The sequence below is a fragment of the Erwinia sp. B116 genome, assembly GCF_002865965.1.
In the GTDB taxonomy this organism is placed as follows: Bacteria; Pseudomonadota; Gammaproteobacteria; order Enterobacterales; family Enterobacteriaceae; genus Erwinia.
The window spans coordinates 1-17,217 of the sequence record NZ_JRZZ01000025.1 but is presented as its reverse complement, the minus strand read 5'-3'; the positions used below and the strand labels follow the sequence as shown (position 1 = coordinate 17,217).

The window sequence follows — 17,217 nt, the reverse complement described above, 5'->3', positions numbered from 1 at the left end:
TTATAAAGCTGGCCTCTGAACATAAAAAATATAGGGTGCTTCGCGACAGTTTCATGGCTTATTTCGCCTTACTTTCCGGCGGGTAAACGGTGGTGCAAACCAAAGAAGCCGCTTTTAACAAAATAATCAAAACGTTAATCAGTACACTCAATTTCTTCAGAAAGTAAACAAGGATGAATAATGAAGAGATTAGCCGTTGTCGCCTTTACCCTCAGCGTAACAACCAGCGCCTGTGCCTGTATCCATTTTCAGATTACTGCGCAGGACAAGACCCTGATTAATGCCCGTTCAATGGAGTTCGCTCTGGGCAGCAAAACGGGGCAATCGCTCCCTGCTGATTTTGTTATTGTCAAAAAAGGCACGCCTCTGCCCGCTTGTGCCGGGCGATCCACACTGGCCTTCGCCGGCATTCAAAGTGCTTACGGGATTTTAACGGAGGGTATCAATGAGAAGGGGCTGAGCGTAGCGCTGTTGTGGTTCGAAGACAGCCGCTACCCTGCGAATTTACATCAGCAAAACAGCCTGAGTAATACGGCGGTAGCAGGGTGGGCGCTGGGGCAGTTCTCCAGCGCCAAAGACGTTATTGCACAGCTGGACAAAATGAACGTCTATGGTGCGGAATATGCGGATTATGGCGGTGTCTCGCCGACGCACTACGCGATAACCGATACTTCAGGCGCGAATTACGTTGTTGAGTTTAACCACGGAAAAATGAACGTGCTCGATAACAGCGCCAACCGACTGTTAACGAATGAACCCCGTCTTGAGACGCAATGGCAGAAACTGTCAGACTGGCTTAAGGTGCATCCCGAACAGAAGAGAGGCGGTGGAGCGCCCGGTACGCTGGACTCGTTGCCGGGCGGTTATGGTTCGATGGAAAGGTTTCTCAAAATATCGGTGCTTAAGGGGTTGTTGCCACCGGCTGAGAACAGCATTGCGGTTATTAATCAGTCGATTAATCTGTTGAATAACGTTGATTACCCTCGTGGTGTGCCTTCGGATACCTATGGTGACAAGGTACTCAGAGAGGAGACCAGCTGGGTTAGCCTGATCGACCTTAAGCGGCTGCGCTATTATTACCGCACGCATGATAATTACAATCTGCGGATGGTCGATCTGAAAAAAGTCGGTTTCGAAAAGGATGTGAAATTCAGCCTGTACGGCCAGGGTGGTCACATTATCAGCGTGACGCCGGGTGCCGGCAACGACGCATTATCCCTGATACCTCAATAGCCTGACGTCGCCATGAGCGTGCTTCTGTACTGTTCCCCCACCCTTACTGGCGACGGACATGATCCATGATCCCCCCATTCAGCTGAACCCGCCATGCGCAACATACCGGCATTCAGATAGCGGCATCCTTAATTTAGCAAAAAAAAGGCTTCTTGAGAAAACCCTTATTAATTAATTCATATTTTAACCACCCTAAAGCAAAAAAAGCCTTTTTATCGCAATTTAAGCAACTTCTTTGATACTTCGCATTTTGTGATGCGCAACACTTAAAAACACTCGCTATCCTCCGCCTGGATTTAAATTCAACATATAATCATGGATAGTGGCAATGAAAAAAACTAAAACCCCCTTAAATAATAACAGACTATTGTTATCATTATTCTTAAGTACCGTTTCGACTGGGGTCATGGCAGATATCCCTAATGCCAGAAGTATTCCTGAAAACTTTGATTATCATCCAACGCCCACCGTTACTGCTCAGTTACCGGCCGGTAAACCGGTAGAGAAAGCCCCGGACCTGTTCGGGGAAACCACCGGCCCGCTGCCCTTCTTCGGTAAGCAGATTCGCGAGCGGGGGTATGAATTACCCGATCCTTACGGGATTGGCTACAATTATATGGATATGCATCAGAATATTAATGTCAACAGCATTGGCTTTACCGGGCTAAGTATTGAGGGTGAAGCGCTTGACCCTCAATACATCAGGATTGATGCGGTTAAAACCCGACAGAAAAGTAAAAGCCAAATGGCAAGACTGGATACCTGGCTGTTTCCATTCATGAATATCTATGGCGTTGTCGGTCATACCAAAGGATCTTCTGTATCGAAAATAAATGTTGATGCATTCGATCTGGTTAAATTTAACAATCTCGATTTTAAACTCAAATTCAAAGGCACCACATATGGTGGCGGCACGACAATCGCTTATGGCTATCATAACTGGTTTGGTACAGCAGACTTTAATTACACCCGTACTACCTTCGATATTCTTGACGGAAAAATTAACGCCTTTACCTTTACGCCGAGAGTGGGCTACCGTTTTACCGTACCCGGATTTGAAAAATACGCTTTACCCCCTTCACATGCCAGCGTATGGGTAGGCACCATGTACCAGGATGTCACCCAGGATTTCCACGGCAATATTAGCGATCTGCAAATGCCTGCCAGCCTGGTCCAGCTGGTGCATTTAGCAAATGCCGATAATAACGGCCGCTTCCACGTCAAACAGCACCTGAAATCCCCGTGGAATATGCTGGTTGGTGCACAGTATGAGCTGACCCGTAACTTCAATATCACCACCGAATTCGGTTTTGCAAAGCGTAACAGTCTGATGGTGGGTGGCGAATTTCGTTTCTGACTATGCCAAGACTTCTTTTATGCGGCCTGCTGCTGCTGCCTCCTCTGGCACAGGCCGTGCTTTTTGACCGACATAACGTTGATGATTTCCTGAGTAAACTCGGTTCTGACCAGCAGGCTGACGTCAGCCACGGCGTGGACTGGGGGATTATCCCCGGGCCATTCTATACCCCGGAGCTGGGCGTGGGGGTGGGGGTGGCCGCCGTCGGGCTGTATCGCCCGGATACCCGGCAGCAGCATACCCCGCTCTCCACCCTGTCGTTAAGCGGTTTCGCCAGCTCCACCGGCGCGTTTGGGCTCGGCTATGAGAACAGCGCTTTCCTGCAGAACGATCGCTGGCGCTTCTACCTGGAGGGCGATCTGAGCCACCGCCCGCTCAGGTTCTGGGGCGTGGGTTATCAGGCCGGCCACAGCCAGCGCGGTAAACAGTCGTATGACGCCAGCCGCTTCAGCGCGCAGCCACAGCTGCTCTATCAGCTGGCGGCGCACACTTACGCCGGGGTGGGCTGGTCACTGGCGTATGAACGGGCCTCTGAGCTGCAAAATAAACCCTCCGGCAGCCTGTTTGCCCAGCCGTCACTGGCGGTGTTCAGCTCCGGTGGCAGCCTGCTGTTCAGCTATGACACCCGCGACTTCCTGGCGAATCCTTCCCGGGGACAGGTGCTTAACCTCAGCTATACCCGCTACAGCACGGCGCTGGGTGGCGATAACCGCTTTAACGCATGGGACGCGCAGTACGGCACTTATCACGGCCTGAATGACTCCACCCTGCTGGCGTGGGAACTGTATGGCCGCATCACCGATGGCAATGTGCCCTGGACCATGCTGTCGCAGCTGGGGGACAGCCACCACCTGCGTGGCTATTTTCAGGGCCGCTATCGCGATCGCGATATGCTGACCAGTCAGCTTGAGCTACGCAAAAAGCTCAGCTGGCGGCACGGCGTAGTGGCCTGGCTGGGAGCCGGTACCCTGTCCAGTCGGGAAAACCAGCTGCTAAACGGTCACTGGCTGCCGTCGGTGGGCGTTGGCTACCGCTTTGAGTTTAAGAAGCGCATGAACGTGCGGCTCGACTATGGTCTGGGCCAGCACAGCTCGGGGTTCTACTTTCAGGTCGGGGAGGCGTTTTAATGCGGAAACTCCTGCCGGTACTGATGCTCCTCCTCGCAGCCTGCCAGGCGCAGACCTCCGGCTATGCGCCGGTGCAGCTTCCGCCCCTGGCCCAGCCGGCGGGCAACGCGGCACAGGCCTGGCCGGTGATCGCCCCGCTCTCTCCGCCCGAGGGTTTGCGCCCGTGCTGCGCGTTTGGCTATAACCTGCGCGCCTCACTGCTGGGCATCCCGGTGCCGTGGTATCAGGTGAGCAATGTGTTGGACGCCGCTCACACCGGCGTGCACCATTACAACAACCAGCTACTGTATACGCTGGCCACGCTGGTCGGGATCAACGGTGAACACAACGGCATGGTGTATACCCGGCGCGGCGGTTTTATCGATCTGGCGCATCTGCGCGATACGGCAGACAACACGCTGTGGCTGTTCAGCCAGATCTGGCCGGACCTCGGCCAGCCGCGCAGGGTTGCGTTAAGCGACGAGCTGGGCGAGCGGGTTATTGAACTGCGGCCATTCCCGCCGCCCGCCAGCGCGGTGGATCGCTATAACCTGGCGTTGCGTCTGGCGGCGCACCTGGCGTTTGAACTGGCGGCCTGGCATGAGGTGGCGCAGTGGTACGGCTATCAGTCGGTGCCCGGTTTTTCAGAAGGCGTCTCGGCCTTTTCACCGGAAGATCTCTACTCCAATCTGCTGGGTGCCCGGCTGGCAATCGACCTGCTTAACGCGGGAGAGGCAGGATCGTTGCGTGGCTATGAGCAGGCGATGTCGCGGGCAATACCGCAGGCGCTGGCACAGCTGCAGGCGCAGCCGCCGTCGGTTACCCGCTTTCACTTCGATATGATCGATGGCAGCTGGTGGAACAGCCGCTGCCGACTGCCGCAAAAATTTCTACTGCGCTATCGCAGCTACAGCGTTAGCGACCGTCGCCTGCCCTCACGCCCGTGGGAAAACCTACCGCCGCTGCGGTTGTCCCTGCCGCAGCAGTTTAACGGCGTGCCGCTCGGCCAGGCTGGCCGCCTGAGCATTCTGCCCGGTCGCCATATGGCACGGCTGCCTGCCCCGCTCATCGCTTATCATTATCGCGATTTTGCCGCCCTGGCAGAACGGGCGCAGCGCGCTGACGGCCTGCGGCTGGCGCTGCCAGGGCGGCACTGTAACTGAGCAAAAAACCCGCAAATCAGCGCTGCAACCATCAGAAAAACTTATCCATAATCCTTCTTCGAACGCGTAACTATGGGGCACCTTCCGGCCGGCCTTACCGTTACGCTGATTTTTCTCCACAGGCAACCGTTTACCTGGGCAACAAATGCACGAAAAGCCCACTGGCGGAAAAGTTCCCTGTAAGCACCTTTAAATCGTGACAAAGATCACACTTTAACTGAATTTAAATGAAACAGAATTTGACAACTGTGAGCAATCTCTATTTCCTTAGACACGTATCACGGCACACTGCCGCGGCATCACCCGCCGCACTTACGGCGTGTCGTAAAACGTGCGTTTAACGCCGGTAAATAACTTCACCCGACCTGCGCGCTGGCCGCTGAGCCGGGTCCCTGAGCATGTGGTAATAATAATGAAATATAAAATTATGATGGCTGGCGCACTGGCTGCGCTCTCTTACACCAATGTCTCCGTCGCCGATGCCGGCAAAGCAGAGTACGTTTCCGACTGGTGGCATCAGAGCGTGAACGTGGTGGGCAGCTACCACACCCGCTTCGGGCCGCAGCTGAATAATGATGTTTACCTGGAATATGAAGCCTTCGCGCACAAGGACTGGTTTGATTTCTACGGTTACGTTGACGTGCCGAAGTTCTTCGGCGTGGGTAACGGCAACGATAAAGGCGCGTGGGACGATGGTTCACCATTCTTTATGGAGATTGAACCGCGCTTCTCGATCGACAAGCTGACCGGCACCGATCTGAGCTTCGGTCCGTTTAAAGAGTGGTACTTCGCCAACAACTATATCTATGATATGGGCGATAACCGCGCTAACCGTCAGAACACCTGGTATATGGGTCTGGGCACCGATATCGACACCCATTCTGATGTCGGCCTGTCGCTGAACGTTTACGCCAAGCGTCAGTGGGCCAACTACGGTGCCGCTAACGAAAACAGCTGGGACGGCTACCGCTTCAAGGTGAAATATTTTGTGCCGCTGACCTCCCTGTGGGGCGGTAACCTCAGCTACATTGGTTTCACCAACTTCGACTGGGGCTCCGATCTGGGCGACGATGCGGCACCGCTGCGTACCAGCAACTCCATCGCCTCCAGCCACATTCTGTCACTGGGCTACGATCACTGGCACTACTCGTTCGTGGCGCGTTACTTCCATAACGGCGGCCAGTGGAACGACGGCAACGAACTGGACTTTGGTAAAGGTCCTTTCACCGTGAAATCGAACGGCTTTGGTTACTACGTGGTTGTGGGTTACAACTTCTGATCCCCGCCCGGTTAAACCTCCGTTGAACGCGCCCATGGGCGCGTTTTTTTTGTCTGCCCTGAACCTTTATACTGTCGGAGCAATATTGCATCTGTTAATGGAGGTTCCATGTCTGCCAGGCTCACCGATAATCCCGTTAAACTACGGCCGCTGGAACGCGAAGATCTGCGCTTTGTTCACCAGTTGGACAACAACGCCAGCGTGATGCGTTACTGGTTCGAAGAGCCGTATGAGGCCTTTGTCGAACTCTCCGACCTGTACGACAAACATATTCACGATCAGAGCGAACGGCGGTTTGTGGTGGTGTATGAAGGCGTGAACGCCGGGCTGGTCGAGCTGGTAGAGATTGACCACGTTCACCGCCGGGCGGAGTTTCAGATTATCATCGCCCCCAGCCACCAGGGCAAAGGGCTGGCCAGCCGCGCGGCAAAACTGGCGATGGACTACGGGTTTTCCGTCCTCAACCTGTATAAGCTCTACCTGATCGTGGACGAAGAGAATGAAAAAGCGGTGCACATCTACCGCAAGCTGGGCTTTGAAACCGAAGGGCGACTGATCCACGAATTCTTTATTAACGGTGAGTATCGCAACTGCATACGTATGTGCCTGTTCCAGCATCAGTATCTGGCGCATAACAAACCACCCGCGGCGATGGTCCAGCCTACCGCGCAGTGACTCCACAGCCCGGTTTCGCCTTACCGGCGGGCAACAGGCGCCGCGCTGGTCTGGCCCGTCCGGGCGGTGGCTGAAGCTTCAGGACGTTGCCCTTAGCTACTCTGGCGGGCAACGTTCATCCGCGTTCATCCGCGCGTCCGGATTAACCGCCGCGTGCCCCCACCGGGTTCATAATAGTATCCAGGCGTTCCGGTTCGATCTTATACATGCCGCCGTAGAACGGATCCACCAGCAGCCAGCCGGGGAAGCCGAGCAGCGGCACGTTGCCCAACAGATACCACAGGTTAGCACTCTCTTTTAACGGCAGGGTTTGCGGCACGTAGCCAGGACGCTCCAGCATCACCAGGTACTTTTTCTTGCCGAAGTAGTTACCGGTGGATTTGGCGAGGGTGACGGTTTTTGGCGTGAAACCCTCCGCTACCGCACGGCCCGTTTCATCCTGCACCACAAATTTCACCCCGGGCGGCTGTGTTTGCAGGGTCACGTCCTGCGTTTCGCTGCCGACAATCGTGGCACAGCCACTTAACATCCACGCTGCTGCCAGCGCTAATCCAAGACGCTTCATCGCTTATCCTGCCGTGATTTTCTGTGCAGACAGTGTAAGCGCGGGGGCGGAAGTTTTCATTGTTTACCCACGCATCTTAAGCCGCTAATACAGCAGCGATCTGCCGCTTGATCCGCGCATTGACCGCGTCAGGCCTCTGCAGGACGAGCCGCCCTGCGGATCGCATTACGCCGGGCACCGGGCGTCAGAAGCGACAGTTAACCGAACATCCGCTCCAGATAGCGTTCCAGCGCGGCACGGGAGCTGAAACCGTGGGGAATGCCGTAATGATCGGGGGTGTCGCCGACCAGATAGATCGGGAACTGCACGTAGTGATCGCAGGTTTTCATCTCTGACGCGGGCACCGCAATGGTCAGGCTCTTCTCTTTGAGCGTCGGGTGGATGATCAGCGCGGTGCGCCCCAGCCTCGCTTCACGATTGACGTAGACATAATCATCACCGCGGCGATAGCCATAGGTTTTTGCGGTGACCGCATCCATCTCAAACCCGGCCTTCTCCAGAACACGGGCTACCTCATCAGGCCGTAAGTACATACTGTTTCCTCTAAGTCTGTCAGCCCGCCACCTTACCTCAGGCTGCCGGGCGAGGGCTTTCGGAATAATCCACAAACACGCGCAGCCACACCCGATCGTCGCGGGCTGTTCTATAGTTAATAGACCTTTTTCAGCCTGATGGAGCAAAAAATGTTCAACCGTACAACTAAAAGTGAGACGACCGACCTGAATCACGACGTGACGGCGCTGGCCGATACGCTGGATGAACTGCTGAAATCTTACGGCAGCCAGGCTAAAGAGGGGGTGGATGATGCCCGTTCGCGCGCAGAATCCTTACTGAAAGAGACCCGCGCGAAGCTGCAGGGTCCGAACGCCGTGACCCGGGCGGCGCGTGACGCCGGCGAACAGGTTAACAGCTACGTTCAGGAAAAACCCTGGCATGGGGTGGGTATCGGTGCCGCGCTGGGCGTGTTCCTCGGTGCGCTGATTGTTACTGCCACCAGCTCATCCCGCCGTTAGTGGTGCCGTAGCGCCCCACGAAATCTGTCTTTTTTTTGAGCAGGATCCCGTTTCGCAAGAGGCGGGATTTTTTTTATGGCGGGTATCTCCCCGCCAGGCCTTACGCCGCAAGGCCTCCCCAAAAATCAATAAAGCAAATGCAAATTTACTACATCTGGTACGGTTGATTTTCCTGGGCACTATATCTAGTATTTACATCATTGAGACCACCCAGGATGGTGTGTCAGTGGCGACACGATTACAGCAGTAAAATCGTGTCATTGACTACAACAACCCGCCCCATAGAGAAATACGAATCATGCGCATTATTATTTACACTAAAGATAACTGTGTCCAGTGCAACGCCACGAAAAATGCCATGGACAAGAAAGGTATCGACTATCAGTTGATCAATCTGGACAGTGAACCGGCGCACGTAGAAACCCTCAAATCACTCGGCTACCGCCAGGTCCCGGTGGTGATGGCCGAACAGGACCACTGGAGCGGCTTCCGCCCGGACAAAATTTCTGCGCTGAGCCACCTGGCCGCCGCGCGGGTGTAAAGCGATGACCACGCTGGTGTACTTTTCCAGCCAGTCAGAGAACACTCACCGATTTATCACCCGTTTAGATCTGCCCGCCTGCCGCATTCCTCTGGAGTGCGGCAGTTCGTTGCAGGTAGACCAGCCCTACATTCTGGTGGTGCCCAGCTACGGCGGCGGCACCAGCAAAGGCGCGGTGCCGAAACAGGTGATTCAGTTTTTAAACAATACCAATAATCGTCAGCTGATACGCGGCGTGATCGCCGCGGGCAATCGCAACTTCGGCGAGGCCTTCTGCCTCGCCGGCGACATTATTGCGCGAAAATGTCAGGTGCCTTACCTCTATCGCTTCGAGCTGATGGGCACCTCAGACGATATCGCTAACGTCTACAAGGGAGTAACCGAATTTTGGCAGCGACAGACAGCACACTCATAGAGGCCGCCGCGGTATCCGCGGATTATCATGCGCTTAACGCCATGCTCAACCTGTATGATGCCGAGGGCAACATTCAGTTTGAGAAAGACCGCGAGGCAACGCGCCAGTACTTTATCCAGCACGTGATCCCCAACAGCGTGCAGTTTGCCTCGGTGGCCGAACGCCTGCGCTATCTGGTTGCTGAAGGTTACTACGAAGCCGACGTGCTGAACGCCTACCCGTTTGAGTTCGTCTGCTCGCTGTTCGACCAGGCCTATGCGCGGCGTTTTCGCTTCCACACCTTCCTCGGTGCCTGGAAGTTTTACACCAGCTACACGCTGAAAACCTTTGACGGCAAACGTTACCTGGAAGGCTTTACCGAGCGTGTCTGCATGGTGGCACTGACGCTGGCTAAAGGTGACCAGGCGCTGGCGCTGTCGCTGACCGAAGAGATCCTGGCCGGGCGCTTCCAGCCGGCCACCCCGACCTTCCTTAACTGCGGCAAACAGCAGCGCGGCGAGCTGGTCTCCTGCTTCCTGCTGCGTATTGAAGACAATATGGAGTCGATTGGCCGCGCGGTGAACTCGGCGCTGCAGCTCTCCAAGCGCGGCGGCGGCGTGGCTTTCCTGCTCTCTAACCTGCGTGAATCCGGCGCGCCGATTAAACGCATTGAGAACCAGTCTTCCGGGGTGATCCCGGTGATGAAGATGCTGGAAGATGCCTTCTCTTACGCCAACCAGCTGGGTGCACGTCAGGGGGCCGGTGCGGTCTATCTCAACGCGCACCACCCGGATATTCTGCGCTTCCTCGACACCAAGCGCGAAAACGCCGATGAGAAGATCCGCATCAAGACGCTGTCGCTGGGCGTGGTGATCCCGGACGTTACCTTCCAGCTGGCGAAGGACAATCAGCCGATGGCGCTGTTCTCGCCGTATGACGTTGAGCGGATCTACGGCCTGCCGTTTGCCGATATCAGCATCAGCGAGAAGTACGAGGAGATGCTGGCGGACGAGCGCATCCGTCGCACCTTTATTAATCCACGTGAGTTCTTCCAGACCCTGGCCGAGATCCAGTTTGAGTCCGGCTACCCGTACATTATGTTTGAAGATACGGTTAACCGCGCCAACCCGATCCACGGGCGGATTAATATGAGCAACCTGTGCTCGGAAATTCTGCAGGTGAATACGCCCACCGAGTATAACGACGACCTGAGCTATCGTCGTATCGGCAAGGATATTTCCTGCAACCTCGGCTCGCTGAATATCGCCCACACCATGGATTCGCCGGACTTTGCCCGCACGGTGGAGATCGCGGTACGCGGCCTGACGGCGGTGTCTGACCAGAGCCACATCAATTCAGTGCCGTCCATAGAGCTGGGTAACGCCCAGTCGCACGCCATCGGCCTCGGCCAGATGAACCTGCACGGCTACCTGGCGCGTGAGCGTATTCAGTACGGTTCAGCAGCGGGTCTGGATTTCACCAATATCTATTTCTACACCATTACTTACCACGCGCTGCGCACCTCTAACCTGCTGGCACGCGAACGCGGCAGCAGCTTCAGCGGCTTTGCCGATTCACGCTACGCCAGCGGTGAATACTTTAATCAGTACGTGGAGCAGAGCTGGCAGCCGCGTACCGCCGAGGTCGCCGCGCTGTTTGACAGAGCCGGCATCGCTATTCCTACGCAGCAACAGTGGCAGGAGCTGAAGGCGGCGGTCATGCAGTACGGCCTGTATAACCAGAACCTGCAGGCGATCCCGCCGACCGGTTCGATCTCCTATATCAACCACGCGACGTCGAGTATTCACCCGATCGTCTCGCGCATTGAGATCCGTAAAGAGGGTAAAACCGGCCGCGTCTACTACCCTGCGCCGTTTATGAACAACGATAATCAGGACTACTACCGTGATGCCTATGATATCGGGCCGGAAGCGATTATCGATACCTACGCCGAGGCCACGCGCCACGTCGATCAGGGCTTGTCGCTGACGCTGTTCTTCCGCGATACCGCAACCACCCGCGATATCAACAAGGCGCAGATCTATGCCTGGAAGAAGGGCATCAAAACCCTCTACTACATCCGCCTGCGCCAGATGGCGCTGCAGGGCACCGAAGTGGAAGGCTGCGTCTCCTGCTCGCTGTAAGCCTGCGGGCCGCCACCGGCCCCGGCGACGAGCTCTGAACCGGAAGGCCATCCGTTAGCGGGTGGCTTTGTTGCTGACCGGGCACCGCGCGGTATGCCCGATCGACTCCGCCCCCTTTTTTGCGGCCAGCCTTGCTGGCCCACTACCGACACAGAGAAGACATGAAAAGAATTCACGCGATCAACTGGAACAAAATCGAAGACGAGAAGGATCTGGAAGTGTGGAACCGCCTGACCAGCAACTTCTGGCTGCCTGAGAAAGTCCCGCTTTCTAACGATATCCCGGCGTGGAATTCCCTCAACGCGCAAGAGCAGCAGCTGACTATCCGCGTTTTTACCGGCCTGACCCTGCTGGACACCATCCAGAATACCCTCGGCGCGCCGGCGCTGATGGCCGACGCGCTCACCCCGCATGAAGAGGCGGTACTGTCTAACGTCAGCTTTATGGAGGCGGTGCATGCCCGCTCCTACAGCTCGATCTTCTCGACCCTGTGCCACACCAGCGACGTGGACGCCGCCTACGCGTGGAGCGAAGAGAACGGCCCGCTGCAGCGCAAGGCAGAGATTATCCTGCAGCACTACTATGAAAACGACCCGCTGAAGAAGAAGATAGCCAGCGTGTTCCTTGAATCCTTCCTGTTCTACTCCGGTTTCTACCTGCCGATGTACTGGTCAAGCCGCGGTAAGCTGACTAACACCGCCGATCTGATCCGCCTGATCATTAAGGATGAAGCGGTGCACGGCTACTATATTGGCTACAAATATCAGAAGGCGCTGGAGCGTGAGAGCGCGGAGCGCCAGGAAGAGCTGCAGCAGTTTGCCGTGGAGCTGCTGCTGGCGCTGTATGAGAATGAGCTGGAGTATACCGACGCGCTGTATGAGGGCGTGGGCTGGCAGGAGGACGTGAAAAAGTTCCTGCACTACAACGCCAACAAGGCGCTGATGAACCTCGGCTACGAAGCGCTGTTCCCGTCGGAGATGACCGACGTGAATCCGGCAATCCTGTCAGCGCTGTCACCCAACGCCGACGAAAACCACGACTTCTTCTCCGGTTCCGGCTCATCCTACGTGATGGGCAAAGCGGTGGATACCGAAGACGAAGACTGGGACTTTTAAGCGTCCCGACGGGGTGGCCCCGCGCCGCCCCTGAATTCCCTCTCCCCTTCGCTACAGGCGTTATTTTTCAGCGAGTCAGCGCCGGATGTATGACAATTTCATGACCTGAAATCAGCCGCTATTAGCGGTTGACAACCGATTTGAATCGCCAAATTTGCCTCTGCCAGGGCCTTTCACCTGCCAAATAGCAATTTTTTTTCACCATCGCTAATTCGCTCTCATCCCTTATCCACACTGGAATTATCCGAAATACTCATCTCATTCTGCCGACCCGCCTGGCGGATTAAGGGTTGTCAGCAGGTCTCAGTGTGCTACGGTATATACCGACAATATTCAAGCAGAAAGAAGAGCACTATAAGAAAATTAATTAACCAGGAAATTAACATTACATGGCAATTAAACTCGAAGTTAAGAACCTGTATAAGGTTTTCGGGGAAAATCCCGAACGCGCATTTAAATACATTGAAAAAGGGGTTGGCAAAGAGGCGCTGCTGGAGAAAACCGGCCTGTCGCTGGGCGTGAAAAATGCCAGTCTGGCCATTGAAGAAGGCGAGATTTTCGTCATCATGGGGTTGTCCGGCTCAGGAAAATCCACCATGGTTCGCCTTCTCAATCGTCTGATAGAACCGACCCGTGGTCAGGTAATCATTGACGGTGAAGATATTGCCAAAATATCCGCCGCTGAATTACGTCAGGTGCGCAGAAATAAAATCAGCATGGTATTCCAGTCCTTCGCGCTGATGCCGCATATGACGATTCTGAATAATGCTGCCTTCGGCATGGAATTAGCCGGCGTGGCCCTTGCCGAACGGCAGGAAAAAGCGCTGGATGCGCTGCGTCAGGTGGGGCTGGAAAATTATGCTCACGCTTATCCTGATGAACTCTCCGGCGGCATGCGTCAGCGCGTAGGTTTAGCCCGCGCCCTGGCGATCAACCCCGATATATTGCTGATGGACGAAGCCTTTTCGGCGCTCGACCCGTTAATTCGCACCGAAATGCAGGATGAGCTGGTCAAGCTGCAGTCGCGCCACCAGCGCACCATCGTGTTTATCTCGCACGACCTCGACGAAGCGATGCGCATCGGCGATCGCATCGCCATCATGCAGGGCGGTGAAGTGGTGCAGGTCGGCACGCCGGATGAGATCCTCAACAACCCGGCTAACGACTACGTGCGCACCTTTTTCCGCGGCGTGGATATCAGCCAGGTATTCAGCGCCAAAGATATCGCCCGTCGCAACGCTTCGGCACTGCTGCGAAAAGCGCCCGGCTTTGGCCCGCGCTCGGCGATCAAAATTCTGCAGGATAACGACCGCGAGTATGGCTACGTGCTGGAGAAGCAGAGGTTTGTCGGCGTGGTCTCTACCGACTCACTAAAAGCGGCGCTGGCCGCCGGTGAACCACTGGAGAGCGCGCTGCTGGACAGCGCTCCGCCGGTTCCCGCCGACACCTCACTGGGCGATATGCTGTCGCTGGTGGCGCAGGCTCCCTGTGCCGTCCCGGTGACCGGTGACGAGGGCCAGTACATCGGCGTAATTTCGAAAGGTATGTTACTGCAGGCATTAGATCGTGATGGAGGCCAGCCATGAAACCAACTCAACCCGCGATGAACGATAGCGAAACGCAGGCGGCAGATGTGTCTGGCACACAGCCCGGCAGCGAAACGTCAGCCGCTAACGGATCTGCACCAGACGCGGCTTCCCAGCCCGCTAACGACAGCTCAGCCGCCAGCGATCCCTGGGGTTCGCCGGATGCGGCAGCAACACAGCAACCCGCCGCTGGCGACAGTTCAGCGGCCGATCCCTGGGGTTCCCCTGACGCGGCTTCGGCCTCACAGCCCGCTGCCGACGGCAGCGCCGCCGGCGCTGATGCCTGGGGCGATCCGACCGGCGGCCAGGCGGCCGGTGGCGGCAGCGACTGGCTGAGCAGCGCACCGGCGCCCGCGCCGGAGCACTTCAGCCTGCTCGACCCGTTCCATAAAACGCTGATCCCGCTCGACAGCTGGGTGACCGAAGGCATCGACTGGGTGGTTTCGCACTTCCGCCCGCTGTTCCAGGGTATCCGCCTGCCGGTTGACTATATCCTCAACGCCTTCCAGCAGCTGCTGACCGGCATGCCGGCACCGGTGGCGATCGTGCTGTTCGCGCTGATCGCCTGGCAGATGTCCGGCCTCGGCATGGGCGTCGCCACGCTGGTGTCGCTGATCGCCATCGGCGCGATTGGTGCCTGGTCGCAGGCGATGGTGACGCTGGCGCTGGTGCTGACCGCCCTGCTGTTCTGCATTGTTATCGGCCTGCCGCTGGGGATCTGGCTGGCGCGCAGCCAGCGGGCGGCGAAGATTATTCGCCCGCTGCTGGATGCGATGCAGACCACGCCGGCGTTCGTCTATCTGGTACCGATCGTAATGCTGTTTGGTATCGGTAACGTGCCCGGGGTGGTGGTGACCATCATCTTCGCGCTGCCGCCGATCGTGCGTCTGACCATTCTGGGGATTAAGCAGGTGCCTGCCGATCTGATCGAGGCCTCCGAATCCTTCGGTGCCAGTCCGCGTCAGATGCTGTTTAAGGTACAGCTGCCGCTGGCGATGCCGACCATTATGGCCGGCGTTAACCAGACGCTGATGCTGGCGCTGTCGATGGTGGTGATCGCCTCAATGATCGCCGTCGGCGGGCTAGGCCAGATGGTGCTGCGCGGCATCGGCCGGCTGGATATGGGGCTGGCCACCGTGGGCGGCGTCGGTATCGTGATTCTGGCGATTATCCTCGACCGCCTGACCCAGTCGCTGGGGCGTGACCGCCGCAGCCGTGGCAACCGCCGCTGGTACGCCAACGGTCCCCTGGGTCTGCTGACCCGTCCGTTTATCAAATAAATTTCAGGCGGCACCCGCCGGTGCCGCCTGCCTCCTCCGCACCACCGATGACAATAAGGAATCGCTATGCGCAAGACAGCACTGCTGGCCGCCGCGTTAACCACGCTGGCCGCCGCTCAGGTTTCCGCCGCCGATCTGCCGGGTAAAGGCATCACCGTGAAACCGGTACAGAGCACCATTACCGAAGAGACCTTCCAGACCCTGCTGGTCAGCCGCGCGCTGGAGAAGCTGGGCTACACCGTTGCGCCGACCAGCGAAGTGGACTACAACGTCGGCTACACCTCGATCGCCTCCGGTGACGCCACCTTTACCGCGGTCAACTGGCAGCCGCTGCACGACGATATGTACAAGGCCGCCGGCGGCGATGCGAAGCTCTACCGCCAGGGCACCTACGTTAACGGCGCTGCACAGGGCTATCTGATCGACAAGAAAACCGCTGAGAAATATCACATCACCAATATCGCCCAGCTGAAGGACCCGAAAATTGCCGCGCTGTTTGACAGCAACGGCGACGGCAAGGCAGATATGACCGGCTGTACGCCGGGCTGGGGCTGTGAAGCGGTTATCGTTCACCAGAACAAAGCCTTCGGCCTGGAAAACACCGTTGAAGCCAATATGGGCAACTACTCGGCGATGATCGCCGACATGCTGACCCGTTATAAGCAGGGCAAGCCGGTGATCTACTACACCTGGACCCCGTACTGGCTGAGCGACGTGCTGAAGCCGGGCCGCGACGTGGTATGGCTGCAGGTGCCGTTCTCCTCACTGCCGGGCGAGCAGAAAGACGTTGATACTAAACTGCCTAACGGTGCCAACTACGGCTTCCCGGTCAATACCATGCACATCGTGGCTAATAAAGCCTGGGCAGAGCAGAACCCGGCGGCGGCAAAACTGTTTGCAGAGATGAAGCTGCCGATTACCGACATCAACGCCCAGAACGCCCGCATGCATGAAGGCCACGCGTCTGAGGCCGAGGTTAACGCCCACGTGGATGGCTGGATCAAGGCCCACCAGGCGACCTTTGACGGCTGGGTGAAAGACGCGCTGGCCGCGGCGAAGTAACCATCTGACCGGGCCCTGCCGGCCCGGATAAGCCCTGATTTACCGGGCGCGAAGGATGACCTTCGCGCCCGCCGTCTGTAACCGGTTTCTCTGCACACCGGCAAAATCGGGCGGATCGCATTCATATTCTTTTTGCTTAAGTTGCCGCACGCGTCCCTTCTGTCCCCTCCCCGTATTCAGGCCCGCCGCATGACCCTGCCCTGCCCGCCCACGACAAACTGGTTTGTCCTGTTAATTATTCTGTGAGTGAAATAGTTATTTGGGTTACTATTAGGACATGAGATATTTCTTACTCCAACACGATATGCTATGAAATCTTCCACTCCCGGGCTGAGCCCCGCCCTGGTCGCGCTGATGTCGCTCGCGACCGGCCTTGCCGTTGCCTGTAACTATTATGTGCAACCGCTGCTGGCCACCATCGCGCAAACCTTCGATCTCTCTTTCCATCAGGCCGGTTTTATCGTGACCACCGCCCAGCTTGGCTATGCCGCCGGACTGCTGCTGCTGGTACCGCTCGGCGACCTGCTGGAGAGACGCGCGCTGATCGTCAGCATGAGCCTGCTGGCCGCCGGCGGCATGGTGCTGACCGCGCTCTCCCCCACTCTGCCGCTGATGCTGCTGGGTACCGCGCTGACCGGGCTGTTCTCGGTGGTCGCCCAGATTCTGGTGCCGCTGGCCGCCACCCTTGCCGCGCCGGAAAAACG

17 protein-coding genes are annotated in these 17,217 nt (G+C 56.9%); 15 read left to right on the top strand and 2 right to left on the bottom strand.

Going from position 1 to position 17,217, the window contains the following annotated elements:
- Positions 1-180: 180 nt before the first annotated feature.
- The 6 genes from NV64_RS15975 (at position 181) to speG (ending at position 6,813) form a co-directional block, all read left to right on the top strand.
- Complete coding sequence (locus tag NV64_RS15975; protein WP_101506299.1) at positions 181-1,233, top strand: linear amide C-N hydrolase; 1,053 nt, start codon at positions 181-183, stop codon at positions 1,231-1,233.
- A gap of 328 nt (positions 1,234-1,561) precedes the next feature.
- Complete coding sequence (locus tag NV64_RS15970) at positions 1,562-2,590, top strand: hypothetical protein (RefSeq protein ID WP_101506298.1); 1,029 nt, start codon at positions 1,562-1,564, stop codon at positions 2,588-2,590.
- 2 nt (positions 2,591-2,592) lie between these two features.
- Positions 2,593-3,717 carry a BamA/TamA family outer membrane protein gene (locus tag NV64_RS15965; RefSeq protein WP_101506297.1) on the top strand — a complete coding sequence of 375 codons (1,125 nt, stop codon included), beginning with the start codon at positions 2,593-2,595 and terminating at the stop codon, positions 3,715-3,717.
- On the top strand, positions 3,717-4,859 hold the full coding sequence (locus NV64_RS15960) for a DUF4056 domain-containing protein (protein WP_056238589.1): 1,143 nt from the start codon (positions 3,717-3,719) through the stop codon (positions 4,857-4,859). The genes NV64_RS15965 and NV64_RS15960 overlap by 1 nt, the downstream gene beginning before the upstream one ends.
- 412 nt (positions 4,860-5,271) lie before the next feature.
- Entirely contained in the window at positions 5,272-6,138 is an 867-nt protein-coding gene (locus NV64_RS15955) for a nucleoside-specific channel-forming protein Tsx (RefSeq protein ID WP_056238586.1), read from the top strand.
- Between the two features lie 108 nt (positions 6,139-6,246).
- Positions 6,247-6,813, top strand: coding sequence for a spermidine N1-acetyltransferase (gene speG / locus NV64_RS15950; protein WP_056238584.1), 567 nt, complete (start codon positions 6,247-6,249; stop codon positions 6,811-6,813).
- A 142-nt stretch (positions 6,814-6,955) separates the two neighbouring features.
- On the opposite strand, the gene NV64_RS15945 is transcribed toward speG, so the two are convergent.
- Both NV64_RS15945 and NV64_RS15940 read right to left on the bottom strand, forming a co-directional pair.
- Entirely contained in the window at positions 6,956-7,378 is a 423-nt protein-coding gene (locus NV64_RS15945) for a hypothetical protein (RefSeq protein ID WP_056238579.1), read from the bottom strand.
- A 197-nt stretch (positions 7,379-7,575) separates the two neighbouring features.
- A complete protein-coding gene (locus tag NV64_RS15940; RefSeq protein WP_056238574.1) occupies positions 7,576-7,911 on the bottom strand; it encodes a DUF2002 family protein in 336 nt (111 codons plus the stop codon).
- 150 nt (positions 7,912-8,061) lie between these two features.
- Between NV64_RS15940 and NV64_RS15935 the strand changes: the two genes are divergently transcribed.
- From NV64_RS15935 to NV64_RS15895, 9 genes are all read left to right on the top strand, one after another.
- Positions 8,062-8,391 carry a DUF883 family protein gene (locus NV64_RS15935; RefSeq protein WP_056238571.1) on the top strand — a complete coding sequence of 110 codons (330 nt, stop codon included), beginning with the start codon at positions 8,062-8,064 and terminating at the stop codon, positions 8,389-8,391.
- 298 nt (positions 8,392-8,689) lie between these two features.
- On the top strand, positions 8,690-8,932 hold the full coding sequence (gene nrdH / locus NV64_RS15930; RefSeq protein ID WP_056238568.1) for a glutaredoxin-like protein NrdH: 243 nt from the start codon (positions 8,690-8,692) through the stop codon (positions 8,930-8,932).
- 4 nt (positions 8,933-8,936) lie between these two features.
- A complete protein-coding gene (gene nrdI / locus NV64_RS15925; protein WP_056238564.1) occupies positions 8,937-9,347 on the top strand; it encodes a class Ib ribonucleoside-diphosphate reductase assembly flavoprotein NrdI in 411 nt (136 codons plus the stop codon).
- Entirely contained in the window at positions 9,344-11,470 is a 2,127-nt protein-coding gene (gene nrdE / locus NV64_RS15920) for a class 1b ribonucleoside-diphosphate reductase subunit alpha (RefSeq protein ID WP_369878896.1), read from the top strand. The genes nrdI and nrdE overlap by 4 nt, the downstream gene beginning before the upstream one ends.
- A 134-nt stretch (positions 11,471-11,604) precedes the next feature.
- The gene (gene nrdF / locus NV64_RS15915; protein ID WP_255354468.1) at positions 11,605-12,585 is read left to right on the top strand and encodes a class 1b ribonucleoside-diphosphate reductase subunit beta; all 981 of its coding nucleotides are present in this window, start codon (positions 11,605-11,607) and stop codon (positions 12,583-12,585) included.
- A 389-nt stretch (positions 12,586-12,974) separates the two neighbouring features.
- Complete coding sequence (proV, locus tag NV64_RS15910) at positions 12,975-14,171, top strand: glycine betaine/L-proline ABC transporter ATP-binding protein ProV (RefSeq protein ID WP_101506295.1); 1,197 nt, start codon at positions 12,975-12,977, stop codon at positions 14,169-14,171.
- The gene (gene proW, locus NV64_RS15905; protein ID WP_233209005.1) at positions 14,168-15,451 is read left to right on the top strand and encodes a glycine betaine/L-proline ABC transporter permease ProW; all 1,284 of its coding nucleotides are present in this window, start codon (positions 14,168-14,170) and stop codon (positions 15,449-15,451) included. The genes proV and proW overlap by 4 nt, the downstream gene beginning before the upstream one ends.
- A gap of 66 nt (positions 15,452-15,517) precedes the next feature.
- Positions 15,518-16,513, top strand: a complete 996-nt coding sequence (gene proX, locus NV64_RS15900; protein WP_056238544.1) for a glycine betaine/L-proline ABC transporter substrate-binding protein ProX — start codon at positions 15,518-15,520, stop codon at positions 16,511-16,513.
- Between the two features lie 309 nt (positions 16,514-16,822).
- The coding region (locus NV64_RS15895; protein WP_146005504.1) for an MFS transporter at positions 16,823-17,217 on the top strand (395 nt) is incomplete at its 3' end.